This is a genomic window from Microbacterium sp. NPDC003461 (assembly GCF_053588335.1).
In genome coordinates this window covers 143,825-167,078 of the sequence record NZ_JBSFPT010000001.1, presented here as the reverse complement: position 1 = coordinate 167,078, position 23,254 = coordinate 143,825, and the positions used below count along the sequence as shown (strand labels likewise).

Sequence of the window (23,254 nt, the reverse complement as noted above, 5' to 3'; positions counted from 1 at the left end):
AGATGCTTCGGCTACTGGTTAGAAGGCCTCGCTTCGGCGGGGCCTTCGGAATTTCCGCGCCACTTCTCGGGGCGTCTCACCGTGCCGTGCTCGTCGCTGAGCTCGTCAGGGAGCTGGCACTCGGCGAGCGCCGACACCGGCACTCGCCGGAAGAGGTCGAGGTCGAGCTGGCGCAGTTCGTTGCTCGAGCGCTTCTCGTCGACCGGCGACAGGATCCCGACCTGCCGCCCCAGTTCCTGCTTCACCATGCGGATCGGCATCACGAGGTCGGAGTCGTTGCTCAGCACCACGAAGCAGTCGGCAAGCCCGCGCATGGCATCGATGAGGAGCATGCTGGCGAGCGCGACGTCGGACCCCTTCTCCTCCGTTTTCTTGACCCTCACGGTCTTCGCCGAACCATCTGCGAGCAACTCGACCGGGTGCACCGGCATCACACGTGTGTCCACGCGGAACTTGCCCTCGAAGATGCTCGTGCGCGGCAGAGTGCGCAGTGCACGCAAGTACGCCTGCTGGCGCTGGGGAGCGTTTCGATCCTTGCCGGGCAGCGGTTTGATCACCGCCGTGAAGTACCGAACAGCCACGACCTCGAACTCGGGAAGCAACCGCGTGGCGAGCGCTTCCAGGTCGAGCCACTTGTCCTGCGGCTGGCCCTCCAGAAGACGCCGGTACAGGTTGAAGCCGTCGACGTACACAGCCGCTGTCGGCCGCGTCGACGACTTTGCCATCACAGCTCCCCGCGGAAGGCTCGGTGCTGGAGGGCGGCGAAGAGCTCGTCGTCGGCTTCGAGTGCACGAGCGACACGGGCGCGCTCTGCGTGGATCGCCTCGACCTTCGCGGCGAACTCCTGCTGCGCGGCGAGCGAAGGCAGTGGCAGTGGCATCCGCTTGATGATGCCCATGTTCAATCCAGCCATGATCGCCCCCTTCGTCTCGCGCATCAGGTAGCGCCTCGACGCCGGGTGCCAGAGGAACGCCGCCCGGACGAATTGCGGCAAGGCGACGTCGGTCGCGAGCGTCAGAGCGCAGATGTGCTTCGTGTTGATCGCCGTCGGGATATCGGCTGGCACGATCGCGCACCGCCCCGTGGTCCCCATGATGCTGATCAGCACGTCGCCGGGCTTGACGGTGTATCGACGTAGCTGGGCGTACTTCTCCGGTGTGATGAAGCGCCGAGCCCCCCAACGAAACTCGTCGCTCACGACGTTGTCGAGTCCGAGCACCGCGATGCCCTCATCGACGAACTCCTCGTGCAGAAGTTGGCTTCCGAATGGGCCTGTCCTGATTGCATCTCTTGTGGCGGCCAGCACGTCGGCGACAACCGCGTCGGCACTCAATGCTCCGAACATCTCGCGAAACATTGCCCGGGGGAGATCGTCAAGGTGGGCGAGCTGGGCGCGGCGCTTCGCGCGGATCCCGTCGGCCGCGTCGAGGATCGCCGCGATCCGCCGTTGCTCGATGATCGAGGGCAAGGGCACCCGGAGCGCACGCAGCACGGCCGGATCGACATGCGGAATCGTCGCGCCCTTCGCCCGCGCACGCAACGAGTATTCAGCTGACCGAACAAACCACGCCAGGTACGCAGGAGCAACTGCACCGCTGTCGTTCACCCGGAGCACACCAATCGTGCTCCCCACGACTCCTTCGAGGCCACTCGCCGATACGCCCGCGTTGGCCCCGTCCCACGCCAACAGCACGTCGTCTTTGCGTGCGAAGACTGCATCCGCAGTCGGCCGGGTAAAGCGAGCGACTGCATCGCCGCGCAAGTCCGCTACCTGCAATAAACGAGCGTCTCCGTCCTGCCGATACTCACGGATCAGACCAGGTTTCCGGCCCTTGCGAATCGAGACCAGGCCACCGAGTGTAACGGCCCTCACGCCAGCAGCCCCCGCAGTTCCTTCACGCCGTCCGCGATCTCCGCATTGAGGCGCTCGACGTCGGCGAGGATGTCGGCCACCGGGCGGTGCTCGACCTCCTCGTACTCGACCTCCTTGTAGCGGTTGATGGACAGGTCGTAACCCTGCCCGCGGATCTCGTCGGCGGGCACGAGGAACGACTGCTCCGTGCGGGCGCGCTCCTTCTCCCCCGCACGGTTCCGCCAGCGGGTGAGCACGTCGGGCAGATCCGACGTCTCGAGCTTCGTGCGCTTGTCGTCAAGCGAGAAGCCGTCGCTGCGCACGTCGTAGAACCAGACGTCGTCGGTGCCGCCGGCCCCCGTCTTCGTGAAGAACAGGATCGCCGTCGACACCCCGGCGTACGGCCTGAAGACGCCCGACGGCAGCTTCACGACGGCGTCGAGCTTGTGCTCGTCGACGAGCATGCGGCGCATGTCCTTGTGGGCCTTGCTCGATCCGAACAGCACGCCGTCGGGCACGATCACCGCGGCGCGACCGCCCGTCTTCAGCAGGCGCAGGAAGAGCGCGAGGAACAGCAGCTCGGTCTTCTTGGTCTTGACGACGCGCTGCAGCTCCTTGCTCGTCGCCTCGTAGTCCAGAGAACCGGCGAACGGGGGGTTGGCGAGCACCATGTCGTACGACTCCGCGTCGTCCACCGATCCCTCCGCGAGCGAGTCGCGGTAGCGGATGTCGGGCGCGTTCACGCCGTGCATAAGCATGTTCATCGACCCGATCCGCAGCATCGTGGAGTCGAAGTCGAAGCCGTGGAACGCCGAGTGGTGGAAGTGCTTCGACTGCGCCTTGTCGACGAGCGCCTCGGGGTGCTTGTCGCGGATGTACTCCGAGGCGGCCATCAGGAAACCAGCCGTGCCGCAGGCGGGGTCGACGATCTCCATGCCGGGCTCGGGTGCCATCATGTCGACCATCAGCTGGATGATGTGGCGCGGCGTGCGGAATTGCCCGTTCACGCCGGCCGAGGCGATCTTGGACAGCAGGTACTCGTAGAGATCGCCGTTCGTGTCGCGATCCTTGATGGGGATGCCGTCGAGCTGATCCATAACCTTGCCGAGCAGCGCCGCGCTCGGGATGGTGAAGCGCGCGTCGCGCATGTGAGCGCCGTAGGTGGTCTCCACCCCCGCGATCTCCGATCCGAGACCGCGCAGGAACGGAAACACCTCCTCCGACATGACTTCGTACACCGCTGCGCTGTCGCCGTTGGCACGCAGTCGGGACCAGCGCAGGTGGTCCTGTCCCTCACCGAACGGCATCGGGCGCGACGTCGAGCCGGTCAGGTGCAGCTCGCGCTCGGCATCGGTCTGCTGGTCATCGAGGCGGCGGAGGAACAGCAGGTAGGTGATCTGCTCGATCACCTCAAGCGGGTTCGAGATTCCACCAGACCAGAACGCATCCCAGACCCGATCGATCCTGCTCTTGAGTTCACCCGTGATCACGAATCGAGCCTACGGCTGCGCCCGGACACGTTCCTGCACGCCGACCCGCCGCCTCTCTCCGAGCACCGCCGACGCGGCCCGCTACTGTGAGTCGCGTGACGACGCAGACGGCCGCCTCGCGCATCCGGATTCAGCTGGTGACGTGGGGGATCCTGCGCCTCGCCGCCGCCGCGCTCATCGCCGCCGCGGTCGTGGCGCAGCTGGCTCGCACACTGGACAACGCCGTCCAGGCCGACCAGCACCTGCCCACCGTGATCTGGAACTTCTTCAGCTTCTTCACCGTCGAATCGAACGTTTTCGCGGTGATCGTGCTCGTGATCGCCGCGATTCGCGGCTGGACTGCGCGGGAGGAGCGCGATCCGGCGTGGCTGGCGGTTGCCCTGGCGGCCGTGAGCACCTTCATGATCATCACCGGCATCGTCTACAACCTGCTGCTGCGGGGCATCGAGCTGCCGCAGGGACAGACCGTGCCGTGGTCGAACGAGGTGCTGCACGTGGTCGGCCCCCTGTTCCTGCTGCTCGACGTGCTGTTCGCGCCGCGCCGGCGCGGGCTCCCGTGGGCGGCGATCGGCATCGTCGTGATGTACCCGATCGTGTGGGCGGTGTACACGCTGGTCCGCGCCAACCTGGTGACGAACCCCGGCACCGGCGACCCGTGGTGGTACCCGTACCCGTTCCTCAACCCGCACGTGCAAGACGGCTATGGCGGCGTGGCCATCTACATCGTCGGCATCGCGATCGCCTTCGCCGTCGTAGCGTCTGGCGTCGTGGCGATCGGCCGACGCGGCGATCCGCTCACCGCGCGCTGACGTACACCAGGCGCCCCCGCGGTTCGCCGCCTCGTCACGTCTCATTCACCGAGACCGCGCGCGCCGTTTACCCGCCGTGTCCCGAGTGGACACGCGGCCTGCGTAGCGTGCGACGCGTCGCGCCCTCCCGAGCGCGACGTCGGGCGCGCTCGCGCCGCACACACGCCCCGCACCGGAGGACCCGCAATGTCACGTCGTCATCTGCTCACCGCGCTCGGCTTCACCGCCGTGTCCGCCATCGCCCTCGCCGGCTGCGCGTCGGCGGCCCCCACCTCCGGGGGCGAGGGGACCGACGCCGCTGCCGCCACGAGCGTCGAGGACTTCGGCTCGTTCGAGGCTCTCGAGGAGGCCGCCAAGGCCGAGGGAGCCCTCAACGTGATCGCGCTGCCGCGTGACTGGGCCAACTACGGCGAGATCCTCGACCTGTTCGCCGAGCGCTACCCGGAGATCACGATCACGGAGGACGCTCCGGATGCCTCCAGCGCCGAGGAGATCCAGGCCGCCAAGAACAACGCCGGCCAGGACAACGCCCCCGACGTGTTCGACCTGGGCCTGACCGTCGCGCTGCAGAACACCGACATGTTCGCCCCGTACCAGGTGCAGACCTGGGACGACATCCCCGACGCGCTGAAGGAGCCCACGGGCCTGTTCGTGGGCGACTACGGCGGGTACATGTCCGTCGGCTACGACTCGTCCAAGTTCCCGGAGATCACCAAGCTGGACGACCTGCTCGGCGCAGAGTTCAAGGGCGCCGTGGCGCTCAACGGCGACCCGACCCAGGCCGGCGCGGCCTTCGCCGGCGTGGGCCTCGCGGCCCTGCTGAAGAGCGGCGGTCTGGACGACTTCCAGCCCGGCATCGACTTCTTCCAGGAGCTCAACGCCGCTGGCAACTTCCTCAAGGTCGACGTGACGCCCGCCACGATCGCGAGCGGCGAGACGCCGGTCGTGTTCGACTGGGACTACCTGAACGCGGTGCACACCGCCGACAACGAGGACTGGAAGGTCGTCGTGTTCGACGATCTGGGCTACGCCGGCTACTACTACCAGGCGATCAACAAGGACGCTCCGCACCCCGCCGCCGCCCGCCTGTGGCAGGAGTTCCTCTACAGCGACGAGGTGCAGAACCTGTGGCTCAAGGGCGGCGCCCGCCCCGCGCGCATGGACGCCATGATCGAGGCCGGCACAATCGACGCAGACCTCGCCGCTGCGCTCCCCGCAACCCCGGCCGAGACGTTCGTCCCGACCGAGGAGCAGAGCACCGCGGCCGGCGAGCTGCTCGGATCCGAGTGGGCCTCGGCCATCAGATGACCGCCGCCACCCTTCCGGCCGCGAGGCCCGCTCCGGCGGGCTCCGCGGCCGGCGGGGCGGCTCCCGCCCCGCGTCAACGCGCCCTCCGCGCCGCACTGCCCTGGATCGGCCTCGCGCCGTTCACGGCGTATGTCGTGCTGTTCCTCGTGCTGCCGACCGTGCTCGCGCTCGGCTCCGGGCTCTTCGACAGCGCGGGTGCGCTCACCGGCGACAACCTGTCCGCCCTCGCCGATCCCGTGATCCTCGAGGCCTTCTACAACACCATCTGGATCTCCGCCCTCACTGCCGCCGTAGGCGCCGTGGTCGGGGCGCTGGTCTGCTACGCGCTGCTCGGGCTGCCCGAGGCGAGCCTTATCCGCCGTGGCGTCGACGCGGCGGCGGGCGTGCTCGCCCAGTTCGGCGGCGTCATGCTGGCATTCATGTTCATCGCCACGATGGGCACCAACGGCGTCGTCACGCTGCTGTTGCAGAACGCGCTCGGCATCGACATCTACGCCGGGGGAACCTGGCTCTACGACCTGCCGGGCCTCATCGCCCCCTACATCTACTTCCAGGTGCCGCTCATGGTGATCACCTTCATGCCCGCACTGACCGCGTTGAGGCCGCAGTGGGCCGAGGCCAACCTGACCCTCGGCGGCACGCGGCTCGGGTTCTGGACCCAGATCGGGATCCCTGTGCTGGCGCCCGCATTCCTCGCCAGCCTGCTGCTGCTGTTCGCAAACGCATTCTCGTCCTACGCGACGGCCGCGGCCCTCGTCAGCCAGGGCGCGCCGATCATCCCGCTCCACATCCGCGGGGCGCTCACGAGCGAGACTGTCCTCGGCCGGGAGAACCTCGCCGGGGCGCTGGCCGTGGGCATGATCGTCGTCGTGGCGCTGGTGATGTGGGGCTACTCCGCCATCCAGAGCCGCGCCACGAGGTGGCAGCGATGAGCGCGGGCCTGATCGCACCGTCGCGCGTCACCCGCGGCGTCATCGGCGTGGTCGTCGGCCTGTTCTTCCTGATCCCGCTGATCGCGACCTTCCTGTACACGCTGCGCGACGGCGACGGGTACTCCGGCGCGAACTGGGCGCGGCTGATCGACCCCGCCGCGGCCGGCACGCTGAGACCGCTGTGGACAGGGCTCGTCAACTCACTGATCCTCGCGCTCGTCACCGCACTGATCGTGCTGCTTCTGATCGCTCCGACGATCATCTTGGTCAACCTCCGGTTCCCCTCGCTCAAGCGCGCCTTCGAGTTCGCCGCCCTGCTGCCGATCTCGATCCCCGCGATTGTGCTGGTCGTCGGTCTCTCACCGGTGTATCTGCAGGTGTCGCGCATGCTCGGCACCGGCGCGTGGACGCTGGCCTTCGCGTACGGCGTCACCGTGCTGCCCTTCGCTTACCGCGCCATCCAGGCGTCGATCGACGCGATCGACATGCGTACCCTCGCGGAGGCTGCGCGCTCGCTCGGATCCGGCTGGGTCACGGTGGTGCTGCGGGTCCTCGCGCCCAACCTGCGACAGGGCCTGCTGGCCGCGTCGCTCATCTCGGTCGCCGTCGTACTCGGCGAGTTCACGATCGCGTCGCTGCTGAACCGTCAGGTGCTGCAGACGGCGATGGTCGTCGTCAGCAAGCAGGACGTCTACGCACCCGCCATCTTCACGCTGATCGCGCTGGTGTTCGTCTTCGTTCTGCTGCTCATCATCGGAGGGGTCGGCGGGGGCGCCGCGCGCCCCGGCAGGAAGGCGAAGGATCGGACATGACCACCACACCGATCGGCACCGCACGCCAGCTGCCGCGCACATCCGACAACGCGCTGCTCGCGGACGCGGGAGCGGGAACACACGTGGAGCTGCGCTGCATCGTGAAGGACTACGGCCCCACTCGGGTGCTGCACGGCATCGACCTCGACATCCAGCCGGGGGAGTTCGTGTCGGTGCTGGGCCCGTCGGGCTGCGGCAAGACCACGGCTCTGCGTGTGCTGGCCGGTCTCGAGCAGGCCACCGGCGGATCTCTGCTGTTCGGGGGGCAGGACGTCTCCGGTACTCCGACCAATAAGCGTGACATCGGCATGGTGTTCCAGGCGTACTCGCTGTTCCCGCACCTGAAGGTCGTCGACAACACCGCGTTCGGCCTGCGTCGACGCGGCGTGGGCCGCGCGCAGGCGACGAAGCGCGCCGGCGACGCCCTCGACCTCGTCGGGCTCGGGCACCTCGCCGACCGGTTCCCGCATCAGCTGTCCGGCGGTCAGCAGCAGCGCGTCGCGCTCGCCCGCGCGCTCGTCACCGAGCCGCGTGTGCTGCTGCTGGACGAGCCGCTGTCCGCGCTCGACGCGAAGGTGCGCGTGCAGCTGCGCGACGAGATCCGCCGCATCCAGCTGCGCCTCGGCACCACCACCGTGTTCGTCACGCACGATCAGGAGGAGGCGCTCGCCGTCTCCGACCGGATCGCCGTGATGAACGCCGGGAGGATCGAGCAGATCGGCACGCCCGAGGATCTCTATCTGCGCCCGCAGACGCCGTTCGTGGCGGCGTTCGTCGGCCTGTCGTCGACCGTCCCGGCCACGGTGACGTCAGGCGTCGCGGATGTGCTGGGCGTCGCGCTGCCCGTGATCGGCCAGGCCCCGGACGGCGCGGCAGAGGCCCTCGTCCGGCCCGAGAACGTGCGCCTGGGCGGCACGATCCCGGCGGTGGTGCAGGAATCCACCTTCCTCGGATCCCTGCGCCGGACCCTCGTGCGCACCGAGACGGACGCGTTGCTGTGGCTGCAGCACGCGGCCGCCGAGCGGCTCGAGTTCGGCGAGCGCGTGACGGTGGGGATCGACCCGGTTCCCGTGGTGGTGCGCCCCGTCGCATAGTCGACGCACGTGAGCGCACCCGCCGCGGGCAGAACTCCCGCGCTGTCGATGCGGGACGGCGGCAGCCCCCGCGCGCTGAGCGGCGGCAGGTACGCCGGCGTCAGTCAGTCGCTTCTGGGAGCACATACCGCGCCCCTCGACGTTCTCCGATCATCTTCAGGACGCCACGCGCCTTCAGGGACCGGAGGAGGTTCTTGGCCGCGTCCGAGTTCAGGGAGCAGAGGTGCGCTGCTTGGGCGCGGGTGATGCTGCCGTGCGAACGAACGTATGACAGAACCATCTGCTCCTGCTGCTCGTCATCGAAGGCGCGGACTCGGACGTAGCCTGCGGGCGTGCTGATCTCACGGTAGGTCGCTGCGCTTAACGTGTATCGACGTCCGCGGCCGTTGCCGCGCATTTCGATGAGTCCATCCTCGAGCATTCGCGTCAGGACCGCGCGGGTGGCGATCTCAGAGCGCTGTACCGTCGACGCCAGTTCACCGACCGTGAGACGCGGGTCGTCCTGCAACGCATGGAGGACCAGCAACTCCTCCACCGAGAACGGGCGACCGCGCCTCTCCGCATGCGCGACGAGGAAGCGCACAACGGCGAGGTCAGCGCGACCGACCGGCAGGGTGACCACCACATGGTCCGCATCGGTTCGCGAGTAGTCGGGTGCAGCACGCCCACTGCGGAGCGTCCATTCGAACACCCGGTTGATTCCGCGTCCGGTTCGCTCTACCAGCCCTGCACGGAAGAACGCCTCCGACAGAATCCGACTGCGCGGCTGAGACGTCGACAGCAGGTTGTCGAGGGTGACACCGCGCGGGAGACCACCCGGGTTCGACACCGTCAACTCCTCATCGGTGAGCTGGATCGAGACGGGGCCCTGCATCGTGTAGTCCCTGTGCACCAGCGCATTGGCGATGAGCTCGCGCGCCGCAACCGCCGGGATTCGCGGCACCGAGATGCGTGTCAGACCGATGTCGAGCTCGTCCTCTTCGTCATACCTCATGAGCTTCGCGTACAGGTCCTCCGCCGCGCTGAGGAGCGGCGCGTTTCCGAACTGGTTCTGCCGCACGCTCGTGCCGGACAACACCTGAAACGCCGTCTCATGGGTGGGAATGAACTCACGCAATCGCTCGGCCTGACCGAAGAGAAGAAGCGCACCGCGACGGATGAGCGGCGCACCATCGTGGCCATCGATCACGCCCAGTGCGCGGCCGATATCGAGGTCGCTGAGCGTCGCGAGAGCGGAGGGCGCACCTGACTGCTCGACCAGCCGTCGAAGACGCTCGAACTCCGCGGGGTCGAGATCATCCAGAGTGGCGCCGGGCTCTTCGATCGCGGCATAGTCCACCTCGCCCCTCTCGATGCGGGAGGCGAGCATCTCGTGCGCGAGAAATGGGAAGCATGCCGGGCGACCGTCACCGCCCAGACCGCGTCGTGTGTACTGACCCCCGGACGTGCCCGTGACGGTGGCGGCCTTCGGCACTTCCACCAGGATCACATGCACGTCGTCGAGTGCCACGACTTCGACCTCCACGACGACGGACGGCACAGTCTTGTTCGAGATCATCGCCTGCAGGCGGCGCGGATTCGTCACATCCCCATGCCGCGGTTGCGCCCCCGTGATCGACCCGTCGTCCTCGACGCCGATCAGCAGCGTGCCTCCCTGTGCGTTGGCCATGCAGACGACGACCTCGACGATGCGATCGTCGGCGAGACGCGGACGATCCGATCTGAACTCGACGGCGATCGACTCCCCCGCCGCGACGACAGCTCGCACTTGGTTTGGGGTCACATCCCAAATATCCCAAATTATTTGGGCATTGACAATCAAGTTTTGGACCGACCCAAAAGTTCCCCAGAACGGCGACGGGGCCGCAGTGACAGCAGACCCCGTCGCGCACACCTCATCGCGTCGACCGGGCACAACTCCCCGCGGCCGGGTCGGCGGCGCCCACGTAGGCTGGCCGGAGGCACACGGAGGGGAACCGATGAGCACTGCACCGACCGATCAGGAGCTGGCCCGCGCGCGCGAGGTGCTCGACCACATCGCGACGGCGTACTCGCGCAGGGTGGTCGGTCAGGAACGACTGCGCACGAGCCTGCTCATCGCGCTGATCGCCAACGGGCACATCCTGCTCGAGTCGGTTCCCGGCCTGGCCAAGACGACGGCGGCGAGCACGCTGGCCGACACGATCGCGGCCGACTTCAAGCGCATCCAGTGCACGCCCGACCTGCTGCCCAGCGACATCACCGGCAACCAGGTGTACGACGCCTCGACCGGCTCGTTCCGCACGGTGCTCGGCCCGGTGCACGCGAACTTCGTGCTGCTCGACGAGATCAACCGCTCGAGCGCCAAGACGCAGAGCGCCATGCTCGAGGCGATGCAGGAGCGGCAGACCACGATCGGCGGCGAGGTACATCACCTTCCCAAGCCGTTCCTCGTGATCGCCACCCAGAACCCCATCGAGCAGGAGGGCACGTACGAGCTGCCCGAGGCGCAGCTGGACCGCTTCCTGATCAAGGAGATCGTGGAGTACCCGAGCCCCGCCGAGGAGTTCGAGGTGCTGCAGCGCATCGACACCGGCGTGCTCGACCCGGAGCGCCACCTCGAGAGCTCCGCGACGATCGAGGACGTCCTGATGATGCAGGACGTCGCCAGCCGCATCCACGTCTCCCCCGCCGTGCGCAACTACATCGTCGGGATCAGCTATGTCACGCGGAACCCCGCGCCCTACATCGGCGAGGAGAAGGCGCGCTACATCAAGTACGGCGCGAGCCCGCGGGCGAGCATCGCGTTCCTGCAGTGCTCGCGCGCGCTCGCGCTGCTCAACGGCCGCACGCACGTGCTGCCGGAGGACGTGCGCACGCTGCGCCACCTCGTGCTGCGCCATCGCGTGCTGCTCACGTTCGAGGGCGAGGCCGACGGCATCCGCAGCGAGGACCTCATCGACGCGATCTTCCAGTCGGTCCCGACCCCGTGACCGCATGACCACCCTGCTCACGCGGGTGAAGGGCAAGCTCTTCATCCACTCGCGGCGCAAGTCGATGCACGCGCTCGACGGCGCGTACGCGTCGCTGCTGCACGGGCGGAGCCTGGACTTCGAGGACCTGCGCCGCTACGAGCACGGCGACGACATCCGCGACATCGACTGGCGCGCCACCGCACGCCTATCGACCCTGCTCGTGAAGCGCTCCCGCGCCACGCGCATGCACACGATCCTGTTCGCCGTCGACACGGGACGGCGGATGGCGGCGGTGGCGCCGGACGAGACCTCGAAGAAGGAGCTGGCGATCATGACCGTCGGCGCGCTGGGGCTGCTGAGCGTGCGCCACGGCGACGACGTCAGCGTGCTCTACGGCGACGCCGCCGACGTGCGCCGCACGCCGCCGCGCCGGTCCGAGGGCGCGCTCGAGCACGCGCTGCGCACGATCGACGCGGCGTGCACCCCGGCCTCGGCCCCGAGCGACCGCGCGGCGCTGCTGCGCACGATCGCCCGCACCGTGCAGCGCCGCATGATCATCGTCGTCGTCACGGACGAGGCGCCGCTCACCGACGAGCACGAGGCGGCGCTGCGGCGCCTGCGCGTGCAGCACGACGTGCTGTGGATCACGGTGCGCGACGCCGATCCCGTGCTCGAGCGGGCCTCGCGCGACGCCCGGCGCGACGTCGACAGCGGCTGGCGGGTGCCGGAGTTCCTGCACGGCGACGAGGAGGTGCGGCGCGAGCTCGCGGCCGAGCGCGAGGCCGAGGACGCCCGCCGCGCCGAGACGCTGAACGCGCTCGAGATCAGCCACGCCGACGTGTCGACCCACGACGACGTCGTGCCGCGGCTCATCGCGCTGCTGCACAGGAGGGCCGCCCATGTCGGCGCGCGCTGAGGCGGCGGCGCGGCTGGCCGCGCCCGCCGACGAGCTCTACCCGCCCGTGCAGTACGGCGGCGGCTGGCTGCTGCTGGCCGCCGCGATCCTCGTCGTCATCGTGCTGGCCGTGTGGCTCATCCTGTTCCTCACGCGCGAGCGCCCCGTGAAGGCGCCGCCGGCCGACGACGGCCGCCCCACCGCGCAGGCACTCGACGCCCTGCGCGGCGACTACCTGCGCCGGATCGACGAGGTCGAGCGCGCATACGCCGACGGCGCGCTCAGCCCCCGCCGGGCCAACCACGAGCTGAGCGGTCTGACCCGCGCGTTCGTGAACGAGTACACCGGCATCGCCGCGCCGGTCATGTCGCTCGACGAGCTCGAGGCGCACGGCGTGCACCCCGCGCTCGTCGACGCGGTCAAGCGCCACTACTACCCGAGCCTGTTCGCCCGCGGTCCCGTCATCGATCCGCATGCCGGCGCCTCGGCGGCCCGCGAGGTGGTGAACGCATGGCACTGACGAGCATCTGGCCCCTCATCGCCATCGCCGTGGCGGCCGTGGTGGCCATCGGCGCAGGCCTGGCGTGGGGACTGCGTCGGGGCCGCGGCGCGCGCGGGGGCGACGGCCGCCTCGTGGCGCGCGCCGAGCGGCTGCGCGAGCTCCCCGCCGTGCGGCGGGCCACGCGGCGCCGCGCCCTGGGCCTGGCCGCCATCGCGCTGCTCGCCGGCACGGCGGCGGTCGCCGGCGGCGTGGTCGTGGCGCGTCCCATGGCGGCGCAGACGATCGTGCCCGAGAACACGAGCCGCGACATCATGCTGTGCCTCGACGTCTCCGGATCGATGACGGAGGTCGACAAGGAGGTGCTCGACGTCTTCCTCGAACTCGTCGACGGCTTCGAGGGCGAGCGCATCGGCCTGACGATCTTCAACGCCTCGCCCGTGCAGGTCTTCCCGCTCACCGACGACTACGCGTTCGTGCGCGAGCACCTCGAGTCGATGCGCGAGAGCTTCGAGTACGGCGACGTCACGCCCGAGCACTGGCTGGGCACGCTCGACGGCCCGGGCGCCTCGCTCATCGGCGACGGCCTGGCCGCGTGCGCGATGCGGTTCGACCACTCCGACGAGGACCGCTCGCGCTCCATCATCCTCGCCACCGACAACGAGGTCGCCGGCGCGAGCGTGCTGACCCTCGAGGAGGCGGCCGCATACTCCGCCTCGGTGGGCGTGCGGGTGTTCTCGCTCAACCCCATCCAGGACGAGGACGAGGTCTCGCAGCAGCTCGTGGCGGCGGCGCGGTCGACGGGCGGCGAGGCGTACGGCCTGCGCGGCACGACGACCGTCGCCGAGATCGTCGACCAGGTGCAGCAGGAGGAGGCCACGGCGCTGCGGGGCGAGATCGAGGTGATGTGGACCGACGAGCCCACGCTCTGGATCGTCGTGACGCTCATGCTCGTCCTCGTGCTGATCCTCGTCGCGTGGAGGGTGAAGCTGTGACCTTCCTGCCCGTCCTGCATCCGCTGCTGCTGCTGGCGCTGTGCCTTCCCGTGCTCGCGGCGGCCGTGTGGGCGCTCGCGAGGGCGCGCACCGGCGCCGACCGTGCGACGTGGATCCTGCGCGTCGCGCTCGTGCTCGCGTGCACGGCGCTCGCGTTCCGGCCCGGCATCCCGGACGGCGCGGCGCGCTCGGTCGCCACCGACGTCGACATCGTCATCGCGCTCGACAACACCGCGAGCATGCTCGCGGAGGACTGGAGCGGCGAGCGGCGGATGGACGGCGTCACCGAGGACGTGCGCGCCATCGTCGAGGAGTACCCGGGCGCGCGGTTCGCCCTGATCGCCTTCGACGACAGCGCGCAGCTGCGGCTGCCGCTCACGACCGACACGAGCGCGCTCATTGCCTCCCTCGAGGTGATGGCGCCGCCGCCGGCCGACCGGGCCTCCGGCAGCTCGATCGGCATCGCCGCCGACGTGCTCGAGCAGACCCTGCGCAACGCGCAGGAGTCACAGGCCGAGCGCGCCCGCATGGTGTTCTACCTGGGCGACGGGGAGCAGACGGCGACCGGCGAACCGGAGTCGTTCGCGGCGAGCGCCGAGCTCGTCGACGGCGGGGCCGTGCTCGGCTACGGCACCGAGGAGGGCGGGCGGATCCCGCGCGTCGAGCCGGGCGTCGAGGGGCCGACGGGCGAGTACCTCGAGGACCCCGCCACCGGCGAGCCGGCGCTCTCGCGCATCGACGAGGCCGCGCTCGGCACGATCGCCGAGCAGTTGGGCGTGCCGTATCAGCACCGGCTGCCGGGTGAGGAGCCGCAGCTGCCCGAGGCGCCCGCCGAGACGACGACGGTGGCGGATCAGGAGACCCCCGGCGCGCGCACCGAGCTGTCGTGGATCCTGGGTCTCGTGGTCGCGGGACTCCTCCTGACCGAGGTGCTCATCGCGTCCGCCCGGGTCGGCCGCACGCTGCGGCTGGCCGCCCCCGCGAAGGGAGGAACCCGATGACGCGCTCGCGCCTGCGCCTCTGGCTGCTGCTCGGCGTCGCGCCGTTCGCCCTCGTCGGCCTCGTCGTGGTGGTGAAGATCCTCAGCATGTACGCCTTCGCGCACCAGTCCGTCACCGCCCACGTGCAGGGCGACCCGGCACGCACCGTCGCGGCCGCGCAGGGGCAGGAGCCACTGAACTGGTTCGAGCCGTACAAGGCGCCGTACAACCAGGGCGTCGGGCTCGCCGGCATGGAGCGACTGCCCGAGGCGCGGGCGCAGTTCGAGCGGGCGCTGCCGCTCGCGCACGGCCTGGAGGTGTGCGCGGTGCAGCTCAACCTGGCGCTCGTGATCGAGCGCCAGGGCGACGCGGCCGACGACCCGGCCGAGGCCCAGGAGTTCTACGCCGAGGCCCTCGCGCTCAACGCGTCGCTGCCCGAGGAGTGCCGCACCCCCGAGGCGAACGAGCAGTCGCCCGATCCGGAGCGCGACAACTCCCAGACGCAGGACGACCAGCAGGATCGTCTGCAGCGGAAGCAGCAGGAGCAGCCGCCGCCGGACGACGGATCCGAGGGCGACGAGCAGGATCAGCCGGGCGAGCAGGAGCAGCAGGACAAGCTCGACGAGATCGAGCAGAAGCTCGAGGACGGCGCCGAGGAGCGCGAGCAGGGCGGCGACGACGGCGAGGGATCGGGCGGCGGAACGGACAAGCCATGGTGAATCGCGCGCGCTTCGTCTCGAACCACGACGGCGCTCCGCCCACGCCGCCGCCGGGCGGCTACGAGCGCCCGCGCCGGTTCCCCTCCTCGCCGTTCGCGCCCGAGCTGGCGCCGCTCGGCGCGCCGCTGCCGCCACAGGCGACGCCGCGGCAGCGCCCCGCCCGGCACTGGATGGGCTGGGCGGCGCTCGGGGCGGCCGCGCTCTTCGCGCTCGCGCTGCTCGTGATGCTCGCGCAAGGCGCGACCGACGCGATCTACGGCACGACCATGCTCGCCCTCCAGCTGGTCGTCGTCGCCGTGGTGGTGGCGGCGCTCTTCGTTCCGAGCGCCCGCACGATCGCCGCGATCGCCCTCGCGACGACCGTCATCCTGAACGTCGGCACGATCGGCGCGGCCAGCGCGCTGCGCTCGTCGGCGGCCGGCGCCTACGACGGCACCACGGTCGAGGAGCAGGGCGAGCGCGCGTACCCCGGCATCCGGGACGTCGATCCGGATCTCGTGCGGGAGGCCGACTCGCTCGAGCAGGTGAGCGCGCGCTTCGAGGAGCTGTCGCGGCTCGTGCGCGAGGAGCTGTCGGCGCAGTTCGGGTTCACCTGGGTGCGCATCTCGGACGAGAGCACCCGCCCCGAGCGCAACGGCTACGGCGGCGAGTCGATGCTCGTGGAGTACAGCGCACCCGTCTGGGCCACCGAGCAGCCGATCCGCTCGCTGTCGCAGAAGCGGGCCGTCATGGCCGCCATCGACGAGGTGCTGCTCGACGCGGGCAACTACTGGACGCTGTATCCGCTGAACGAGTCGCAGGGGATCAGCGAGGAGACCCTCGAGAAGCTGTACGGATCCGCCGATCCGGAGACGCAGACCGTGTGGGAGTACTACACGGAGATCTCGGACGACGATCCGTACGGATCGGGCGGCGCCCCCGATCCGAACCTCATGTACGCGACACTCACCGACCTCACGCACGACGACACCGGCGTGTTCCGCCAGCGTGCCGAGGCCGACCAGGCCCGCAGCGGCGCGCCGCTGGAGGGGCTGCAGCTGTACTTCCTCGGCCGCCAGCTGCTCAGCGAGGGCGACGTGGAGGAGTTCGAGCAGCGCCTCGAGGAGAGCCCCGTGCCGTGACCGCGGTCGGTCGCGACCGCCCCGCGGCGGGGCCGGCCTGCGGCGGCGCCTCCCGAGACGGGGCGCACCGTCGCGCGCCGCCTAGGATTGAGGCCATGTCGAACGTCCTTCAGTCCCTGCCCGTCGGCGAGCGCGTCGGCATCGCCTTCTCGGGAGGTCTCGACACCTCCTGCGCCGTCGCCTGGATGAAGGACGCCGGCGCGGTCCCCTACACGTACACGGGCGACCTCGGCCAGTACGACGAGGACGACATCGCGTCGATCCCGGAGCGCGCGCTGCAGTACGGCGCGGAGAAGTCGCGGCTCATCGACTGCAAGCCGCTGCTCGTCGAGGAAGGCCTGTCGGCGCTCGCGTGCGGCGCGTTCCACATCCGCTCCGCCGGGCGCACGTACTTCAACACCACCCCGATCGGCCGGGCCGTGACCGGCACGCTCCTCGTGCGCGCCATGAAGGAGGACGGCGTCGACATCTGGGGCGACGGCTCCACCTACAAGGGCAACGACATCGAGCGGTTCTACCGCTACGGCCTGCTGGCCAACCCCCGCCTGCGCATCTACAAGCCGTGGCTCGACGCCGACTTCGTGACGCAGCTCGGCGGCCGCACCGAGATGAGCGAGTGGCTCGTCGCGCACGGCTACCCGTACCGCGACTCGACGGAGAAGGCGTACTCGACCGACGCGAACATCTGGGGCGCCACGCACGAGGCCAAGACCCTCGAGGACCTCGACGTCTCGCTCGAGACCGTCGAGCCCATCATGGGCGTGCGGTTCTGGGACCCGGAGGTGCAGATCGCGACCGAGGACGTCACCGTGACCTTCGAGGCCGGCCGCCCCGTCGCCATCAACGGCCGCGAGTTCCCCGACGCCGTCGCGCTTGTGCAGGAGGCCAACGCGATCGGCGGCCGCCACGGCCTGGGCATGAGCGACCAGATCGAGAACCGGATCATCGAGGCCAAGTCGCGCGGCATCTACGAGGCGCCCGGCATGGCGCTGCTGTTCATCGCCTACGAGCGCCTCGTGAACGCGATCGTGAACGAGGACACCCTCGCCACGTACCACGAGCAGGGCCGCCGCCTCGGCCGCCTCATGTACGAGGGCCGCTGGCTCGAGCCGCAGTCGCTCATGCTGCGCGAGTCGATCCAGAAGTGGGTCGGATCCACCATCTCGGGCACCGTGACGATCCGCCTGCGCCGCGGCGAGGACTACACGATCCTCGACACGAGCGGCCCGGCCCTGTCGTACGCGGGCGAGAAGCTGTCGATGGAGCGCGTGGGCGACGCCGCCTTCGGGCCGACCGACCGCATCGGCCAGCTCACCATGCGCAACCTCGACATCGCCGACTCGCGCGCGCGGCTGGAGGGCTACGTGGCCCGCGGCATCATCGGCGGCGCCACGGGCGAGCTGATCGGCGCGCTCGAGCGCGGCGAGGCCGGCGCGATCGTGGAGTCGGCCGTGCCTCTCAGCCCGGCGGGCGAGCAGGCCGCCTCGGCGATGGACGAGGTCGGCGAGGCCGCGGCCTTCGACTCCGGCACCGACTGAGCTCGCGAACAAACTCAGCCCGTGGCGACGTCGAGGGTGGCACGGGCGCGGGGGCGGTCAGGAACGAATGGCCGCCGCGCGGAGCGCGTCGAGCGCGGCCGGCCATGGAATGCGCTCCTGTTCCAGGCGCACACCGCCTTCGTCCGCGATCCGATCGAGGGTTCGCTGCTCTGCCGGGGTCAGGGTCGGCAGCGCACGACGGGCGACACCCCCGGGGTCCGGCACCCACAGGTCGCGGTAGGCGAGCAGAGTCTCCTCATCCATCAGGACGCTGCGGGCCTCGACTCCGTGGGCGCGCAGGCGGTGCAGGATCGCGAAGCCGTCGGCATCGAGGTCTCCCCAGTACACGACTCGCCCGCGCCGCGCCCACGGGATCGCATGGACCGGGACGGCGTAGCCTGCCCCATGGATCGCGACCGCTCCGGGCCAGTCCGGCAGGGCGAGCACCGACTCGAGGTTCTCGAAGACGAGCACCGTGTCCGGCGCGATCGTCATGGCCGCGAGTTCCTGGATCGGCGCGGTCACATCCGTCAGCCCGCCCGGGCGCGATGACGGGTCGAGGAAGCGCACACGAACCGTCTCGGGGGCGCCCACGAGCCCAAGGGAAACGCTGCCCGTGACCGCCGCATGAAGCCCCTCGACGAGAGCCCGCCGGGCCCCGAGCCACTTGGTGTGCATACCCGGGATCGGCACCTGTCGCAGCCGGTATCCCGAGGACGGGTTCTCACGCAACCAGCAGAGCACGTGCAGCAGGAGGGCGAAGTCGGGATCATCGAGGCGATCGATGGCGGTGCCGTGGCGTCGGATCGCATCGACCAACGCGGACTCGGGTTCCGCGCCGTCCCGCGCGCGGCCGAGCTCGCCGCCGCGCCCGCCAGGGGTTCCGAGACGCTCCCGAAGCGCCTGCGCGCGGTCCCGCAGCCGCGCCCAGTCGCCTGCCACATCGCGGCCGGCGAAGCGCGCGATCGCGTCAGCGCCGGTCAGGATCACCCTCTCCGGGATCTCCTGCCGCCCCATGCTCGGCCAGCTCCGCGAGCTCCATCGCACGACGACCCCGTCGCCGCCCACGGCACGCCAGGCTGCCGCCCACTCTGCCGCGGCACGGGGGTCGGCCAACGCGGCCCGCTCATTCGGCGGACGCAGCGGGATCTCGCAGGCAGCGCCGGCGCCATCGCCTGCGGCCGCCCAGCCCCGCCGATCCCGTTCGACGAGCTTGGCCGCTCGGGCGCGCGCCTCGTCGACGGTGACGGGCGCCGGCATCAGTCCGCTCCTCCGATCACGCCGGTGGCCGCCTCCTCGAAGGGGACGTTCGCCAGAAGCGACTGCCGGCGCGTGGGATTCGAGACGCTGGTGACGGCGCCGATGTACCGCTCGATCGTCTGCAGCAGCTTCTGCGGCGTGGCGAGGATCATGTGGAACCCGAACTCGCGGAAGACATCCATAGCCATGCGCGTGTACTGGCTGTCCGCCTTGTCGAACGCCTCATCGAGCACGATCGTGCCGTAGGTGGGCACGTCCTGGTCGTCGTCCGTGAGCTGGTACCGCAAGGCGGCCGCGAGGCAGAAGATCACGAGCTTTTGCCTCTGCCCGCCGGACAGCCCGGCACTCGAGTCGTGGACGTTCAGCACACGCCCCGCCCGGTCGACCTCCTGAGCCTGAAAGGTCACGTGCTCGCGGGTGTCGAGGCAGCGCTGCCGCCACAGGGCATCGATACGGTCACCGTTGTCGGCTGATTCGAGTCGGTCCATCACGCTCTTCAGCACGGTGAACCGCTCCTCGGCCCTGGCGTCGTCCTGGTCGAAGGAGCCGTCGACGATGCTCTTGAGCTGCCCGATGAACTCGATCGCCTCCGGGGGCCTCTTCACCTTCACCCGGATCCTCAAGAACCGGTCGACATCGAACAGGGAGCGGCCGAGCGAGGCGTTGACCGGATCGATCCGCTCCTCGATCTCCTTCGGCGCATCGCGGATCTCCTTGAGCAGATGACCGATGAGGTCGCGTGACTTCTCGCGGAGCAGCCGCCGGAAGTTCTCTTCGTGATCGGGCAGGCCGCGAGAGCGGATCGCCTCCCGCAACGCCAGGAAGCCCCCGCGGTCGTCGATATGGGGCGCGAGGTCGGCCGCGGCAGCCTCCCACCTCGTGCGGAACTCCGCGGCGAGGCGGACGAACTCCGCCTCCGCGCGGGACCGGCTCCTCGCGCTCTCGTCAACGACCGCGTGGAGGTGCTTGACAACCGCCGCCCCGACCTGCGCGATGTTCGTGCCGTCGATGCGGCGCTGGACGGCGCGATAGCGCGCCTCGAGGTCGGTCGCGTCCGTGTCGTCGAGGGTGCGCCCGGCGAGCCGATCGGTCAGGCGCTCGATGAGCTCGTCTGTCTGCTGCAGCGCATTCTCGGCGATCGCCGCCGCTCTGCTCGCGGTCTCCGCCTCGTCGTCGCGCTCCTTCTTGAGAGCCTCGGCGGACGCGACCTCCCGCGAGGCCTCCTCCAGTTCTCTGCTGCGCTCCGTCAGAAGGGTGAGCTCGCCTTCGCGGGCCTCGAGCGCCGCGTGGGCCGCGGCGACGTCGAACTCGGACCAGTCCTGGGTCAGGAGGCGACGCAGCACCCCGCGCCGAGCGGCATCGGCCTCGGCGGCCGCGCGTCTCTCCTCAAGCACAGCGAGCGCGAGGCCCTCCTCACGCTCCATCTCGCGGCGGCGCTCCAAGAGATGGTCGATCTTCGCCTGGTTGTCGGATCCGAGGATCCAGTGCCGACGATCCCCGATTTCATGCCGGTCGTTCTTCTCGTAGCGCCGGGCAGCGAGCTTGACCTGCCCGGCGATCGTGACGCCGCGCTCGACTGCATCGAGGTCGTCGGGACTGTCGACGCACGAGATGTCGTAGGCATCCGAAAGTCGGCGCTGCAGCCAGGACGCGAAGGGGCCGTCGGTGACGCGGATGCGGTACAGCAGCGATTGCGGCGCGGCCGCCGGGCGGGGCGCCTCCGCCTCGGCCGGGACGGCTTCGATGACGAGCCGCGTGCCGAGGTGCCAACCGTCGATGTACCGGCGCACGCGCGGCAGATCGACGTCGCGCACGAGAAGCGCGGATGCGATCGGACGCAGCACGCGCTCGAGAGCACCCGTCCACTCCGCATACTCGGGCAGGACGTCGATGAGCTCCCCGCCGAACGGCAGCGCCTTCTCGCTCACGCCCAGTTCGGCGCACAGCCGCTCCCGTACGCCGAGCAGGCGCGGTTCGATGTTGCTTCGGCGGTTCTTCAGCGCCGTCAGCTCCTCGTCGATTCGCGTCATCTCGCGCTTGGCCGCGGCGTGACGTGCGTACGCTGCGTGGTCGTCGCCGCCCTCTCGCCTCTGGCCGAGCGCCTCACGCGCCGACTCCTGCAGCTCGGCGAAATCGGCGGCGCTGCCGGGAACGCTCTCGATCCCGGCGCCCGACAACTCGGCGGCGAAGTTCTCGACGTTCTTCCGGATGCGGTCCGCCCAGCGCCGGGCGTCCTCGATCCGGCTCCGCAGCAACGCGGCGTCCGCCCCGCCCAGGTTCGCCTCGCGCAAGCGTGCGGCCTGCAGCGCGTCCTCCGCCTCCCGCTGGGCGGCACGGGCTCGGTCCCGCGCCTCGGTTTCGCGGGCGAGCGTCACGATCTGATCGGCCCGATCCCCCTCGGAAATCTGCAGGTGGAACCGATCCTGGAAAACCTCCTGCGCGGCGAGCAGTCGCTGGGCCTCGCCGACCTCGCGTGCCGCGCGGTCATAGTCCGCGACGACCTCGGCGAGGTGATCGAGATGCTCGACCTGCCGGCGCAGCTCAACGACGTGCTCGTGCGCGGTGTTCAGCTCCCGGAACTGCTCGGTCGCGTTGCGCGCCTGGTCGAACGTCTCAGGGCGATCGAGCATGAATGTGCGGAACAGGTGGTCGAGATCGCCCAGGTTCTTCGCGGACTGCGTCTTGTGCAGCAGATGCAGGGCGTTGTCCCCGCCGATCCCGAAAACGCGTCGCACGCGCGCGTAGAAGCCTCCGTGGCTGCTCGTCGAGACGAGACCCTCCGGGAATGCTGCCTTGAGCCGCCTCGCCTCGATGCCCTTCGCCACGAACCCCGCGAGGTCCGTGAGCGAGATCTCCGTGCGCAGCATCACGAGCGCGTCCTTGAGATCGGCGCGGCTCGTGCTCGTGCCGGGCAGGTGGAACAGCCGCACCAGCGTCACCGGCGCGTCACGCAGGTTCTCGTAGTGCAGAAGCACGCCGCTCCACGTGGCCCGCGAGCGGAGGTAGCTGGCGACCGCGCGATCCTCATGCTCGTCCGCCTCTTTGCTCCACGCACCGCGCACGTAGCTGACGAGCCCACGATCGTTGCCCCGAGAGGAGGCGTCCTGCGCGGCGGCGTTGAATCGGAGCCATTTCTCGGGCGTGAGCACCGCGGCGATCGCATCGAGAAGCGACGACTTGCCGGATCCGGAGGCTCCCGTGATCAGGTGGCCCTTTCGGGAGACCTCGATCCGGTGCGCACCGTCGAACGTGCCCCAGTTCACGACCTCGATGCGGGCGAGTCGCCACTGCCCGATCCGAAGCTCGTCCGACGCCTGGGCGGCGGGAAGATCAAGCAGCATCGTCATCCTCCGCCCCGGTGTCGATCCCCGACGTCACCGGGGCGGACTCCCCTCGCGCGACCCGCTCGTACTCGGCGCGGATCGCCGCAACCTGCTCGGCATCGACGAGCATGCGCAGCACTGGCGAGATCTCCACGCGGTCCTCCGAGACCGTGTGCACGACGCGCAACCGGTTCTTCATCTTTCCCCAGGAGGAGTTCAGCCTCTTGCCGAAGTCGGTCTCGTCGCGATCGACCGTGCGCAGAGGCCCAAGCTGCTCGAAGACCTCCTCCCGCCCGACGATCACGCGGGATTCTCCCTCACCCGAGAGCAGCATCTGCCGGAGGACGAGCAGCATCGCCGTGTCGAGGAATGTCAGCTGCTCACTGCGCACGGCGACGGGTGCCTCGACCTCGCCGGTCTGCGCGTTGCGGACGAAGGCGAAGCCGGCATCGCGGTCGATCACGAGATCGAGGAAGAGATCGTGCAGCCGCGAGCGGACGGTCCTCTCGTCTGCGAGTAGCGCCGCCCATGGACCGGGCTCGCGCGCGGCCGAAAGGTACGGACCCTTCACCAGCCTGAGGAACGCCCGCCGCGCATCGAGCGCGAGCGTGCCGGTGTCCCCCGGCCAGCGCCCTTCGTCGGCCGCGGTCTCGATCTCCTCGGTCGTCTGCAT

At 69.9% G+C, this 23,254-nt stretch carries 20 protein-coding genes; 13 read left to right on the top strand and 7 right to left on the bottom strand.

Features of this window, described 5'->3' with window-relative positions:
- Nucleotides 1–11: 11 nt before the first annotated feature.
- From ACWDR7_RS00785 to ACWDR7_RS00775, 3 genes are read right to left on the bottom strand one after another with little or no spacing between them, the layout of a single operon-like run.
- The gene (locus ACWDR7_RS00785; RefSeq protein WP_449853038.1) at nt 12–725 is read right to left on the bottom strand and encodes an NYN domain-containing protein; all 714 of its coding nucleotides are present in this window, start codon (nt 723–725) and stop codon (nt 12–14) included.
- The gene (locus tag ACWDR7_RS00780) at nt 725–1,873 is read right to left on the bottom strand and encodes a restriction endonuclease subunit S (RefSeq protein ID WP_449853037.1); all 1,149 of its coding nucleotides are present in this window, start codon (nt 1,871–1,873) and stop codon (nt 725–727) included. Before ACWDR7_RS00780 ends, ACWDR7_RS00785 begins: the two co-directional genes overlap by 1 nt.
- Nucleotides 1,870–3,342 (bottom strand): type I restriction-modification system subunit M, encoded by a 1,473-nt coding sequence (locus ACWDR7_RS00775; RefSeq protein WP_449853036.1) that lies wholly within the window; start codon nt 3,340–3,342, stop codon nt 1,870–1,872. Before ACWDR7_RS00775 ends, ACWDR7_RS00780 begins: the two co-directional genes overlap by 4 nt.
- Nucleotides 3,343–3,437: 95 nt before the next feature.
- Between ACWDR7_RS00775 and ACWDR7_RS00770 the strand changes: the two genes are divergently transcribed.
- The 5 genes from ACWDR7_RS00770 to ACWDR7_RS00750 all read left to right on the top strand — a co-directional run bounded on the left by ACWDR7_RS00770 (nt 3,438) and on the right by ACWDR7_RS00750 (nt 8,297).
- Nucleotides 3,438–4,151, top strand: coding sequence for a Pr6Pr family membrane protein (locus ACWDR7_RS00770; RefSeq protein ID WP_449853035.1), 714 nt, complete (start codon nt 3,438–3,440; stop codon nt 4,149–4,151).
- 186 nt (nt 4,152–4,337) lie between these two features.
- Nucleotides 4,338–5,459 carry an ABC transporter substrate-binding protein gene (locus ACWDR7_RS00765; RefSeq protein ID WP_449853034.1) on the top strand — a complete coding sequence of 374 codons (1,122 nt, stop codon included), beginning with the start codon at nt 4,338–4,340 and terminating at the stop codon, nt 5,457–5,459.
- Nucleotides 5,456–6,391 (top strand): ABC transporter permease, encoded by a 936-nt coding sequence (locus ACWDR7_RS00760; protein ID WP_449853033.1) that lies wholly within the window; start codon nt 5,456–5,458, stop codon nt 6,389–6,391. Before ACWDR7_RS00765 ends, ACWDR7_RS00760 begins: the two co-directional genes overlap by 4 nt.
- Nucleotides 6,388–7,203 carry an ABC transporter permease gene (locus ACWDR7_RS00755; protein WP_449853032.1) on the top strand — a complete coding sequence of 272 codons (816 nt, stop codon included), beginning with the start codon at nt 6,388–6,390 and terminating at the stop codon, nt 7,201–7,203. The genes ACWDR7_RS00760 and ACWDR7_RS00755 overlap by 4 nt, the downstream gene beginning before the upstream one ends.
- Nucleotides 7,200–8,297: an ABC transporter ATP-binding protein gene (locus ACWDR7_RS00750; RefSeq protein ID WP_449853031.1), complete on the top strand. Its 1,098-nt coding sequence runs from the start codon at nt 7,200–7,202 to the stop codon at nt 8,295–8,297. The genes ACWDR7_RS00755 and ACWDR7_RS00750 overlap by 4 nt, the downstream gene beginning before the upstream one ends.
- A 100-nt stretch (nt 8,298–8,397) precedes the next feature.
- Here the strand turns inward: ACWDR7_RS00750 and ACWDR7_RS00745 are convergent, their stop codons facing one another.
- Complete coding sequence (locus ACWDR7_RS00745) at nt 8,398–10,080, bottom strand: DNA glycosylase AlkZ-like family protein (protein WP_449853030.1); 1,683 nt, start codon at nt 10,078–10,080, stop codon at nt 8,398–8,400.
- A 196-nt stretch (nt 10,081–10,276) separates the two neighbouring features.
- On the opposite strand from ACWDR7_RS00745, the gene ACWDR7_RS00740 reads away from it, so the two are divergent.
- The 8 genes from ACWDR7_RS00740 (at nt 10,277) to argG (ending at nt 17,998) form a co-directional block, all read left to right on the top strand.
- The gene (locus ACWDR7_RS00740; RefSeq protein WP_449853029.1) at nt 10,277–11,269 is read left to right on the top strand and encodes an AAA family ATPase; all 993 of its coding nucleotides are present in this window, start codon (nt 10,277–10,279) and stop codon (nt 11,267–11,269) included.
- A gap of 4 nt (nt 11,270–11,273) precedes the next feature.
- Nucleotides 11,274–12,167, top strand: coding sequence for a DUF58 domain-containing protein (locus tag ACWDR7_RS00735; protein ID WP_449853028.1), 894 nt, complete (start codon nt 11,274–11,276; stop codon nt 12,165–12,167).
- A complete protein-coding gene (locus ACWDR7_RS00730) occupies nt 12,151–12,666 on the top strand; it encodes a hypothetical protein (protein WP_449853027.1) in 516 nt (171 codons plus the stop codon). Before ACWDR7_RS00735 ends, ACWDR7_RS00730 begins: the two co-directional genes overlap by 17 nt.
- A complete protein-coding gene (locus ACWDR7_RS00725; RefSeq protein WP_449853026.1) occupies nt 12,657–13,640 on the top strand; it encodes a VWA domain-containing protein in 984 nt (327 codons plus the stop codon). Before ACWDR7_RS00730 ends, ACWDR7_RS00725 begins: the two co-directional genes overlap by 10 nt.
- Nucleotides 13,637–14,641: a VWA domain-containing protein gene (locus ACWDR7_RS00720; protein ID WP_449853025.1), complete on the top strand. Its 1,005-nt coding sequence runs from the start codon at nt 13,637–13,639 to the stop codon at nt 14,639–14,641. The genes ACWDR7_RS00725 and ACWDR7_RS00720 overlap by 4 nt, the downstream gene beginning before the upstream one ends.
- Nucleotides 14,638–15,339 carry a hypothetical protein gene (locus tag ACWDR7_RS00715; RefSeq protein WP_449853024.1) on the top strand — a complete coding sequence of 234 codons (702 nt, stop codon included), beginning with the start codon at nt 14,638–14,640 and terminating at the stop codon, nt 15,337–15,339. Before ACWDR7_RS00720 ends, ACWDR7_RS00715 begins: the two co-directional genes overlap by 4 nt.
- Entirely contained in the window at nt 15,333–16,460 is a 1,128-nt protein-coding gene (locus tag ACWDR7_RS00710; RefSeq protein ID WP_449853023.1) for a hypothetical protein, read from the top strand. The genes ACWDR7_RS00715 and ACWDR7_RS00710 overlap by 7 nt, the downstream gene beginning before the upstream one ends.
- Before the next feature lie 95 nt (nt 16,461–16,555).
- Nucleotides 16,556–17,998, top strand: a complete 1,443-nt coding sequence (argG, locus tag ACWDR7_RS00705) for an argininosuccinate synthase (RefSeq protein ID WP_449853022.1) — start codon at nt 16,556–16,558, stop codon at nt 17,996–17,998.
- A 57-nt stretch (nt 17,999–18,055) separates the two neighbouring features.
- Here the strand turns inward: argG and ACWDR7_RS00700 are convergent, their stop codons facing one another.
- Genes ACWDR7_RS00700 through ACWDR7_RS00690 form a run of 3 tightly spaced genes read right to left on the bottom strand, consistent with a single transcriptional unit; the run spans nt 18,056 to nt 23,254 of the window.
- Nucleotides 18,056–19,258, bottom strand: coding sequence for a Wadjet anti-phage system protein JetD domain-containing protein (locus tag ACWDR7_RS00700; protein WP_449853021.1), 1,203 nt, complete (start codon nt 19,256–19,258; stop codon nt 18,056–18,058).
- Nucleotides 19,258–22,599, bottom strand: coding sequence for an ATP-binding protein (locus ACWDR7_RS00695; protein WP_449853020.1), 3,342 nt, complete (start codon nt 22,597–22,599; stop codon nt 19,258–19,260). Before ACWDR7_RS00695 ends, ACWDR7_RS00700 begins: the two co-directional genes overlap by 1 nt.
- The gene (locus ACWDR7_RS00690; protein ID WP_449853124.1) at nt 22,589–23,254 is read right to left on the bottom strand and encodes a DUF4194 domain-containing protein; all 666 of its coding nucleotides are present in this window, start codon (nt 23,252–23,254) and stop codon (nt 22,589–22,591) included. Before ACWDR7_RS00690 ends, ACWDR7_RS00695 begins: the two co-directional genes overlap by 11 nt.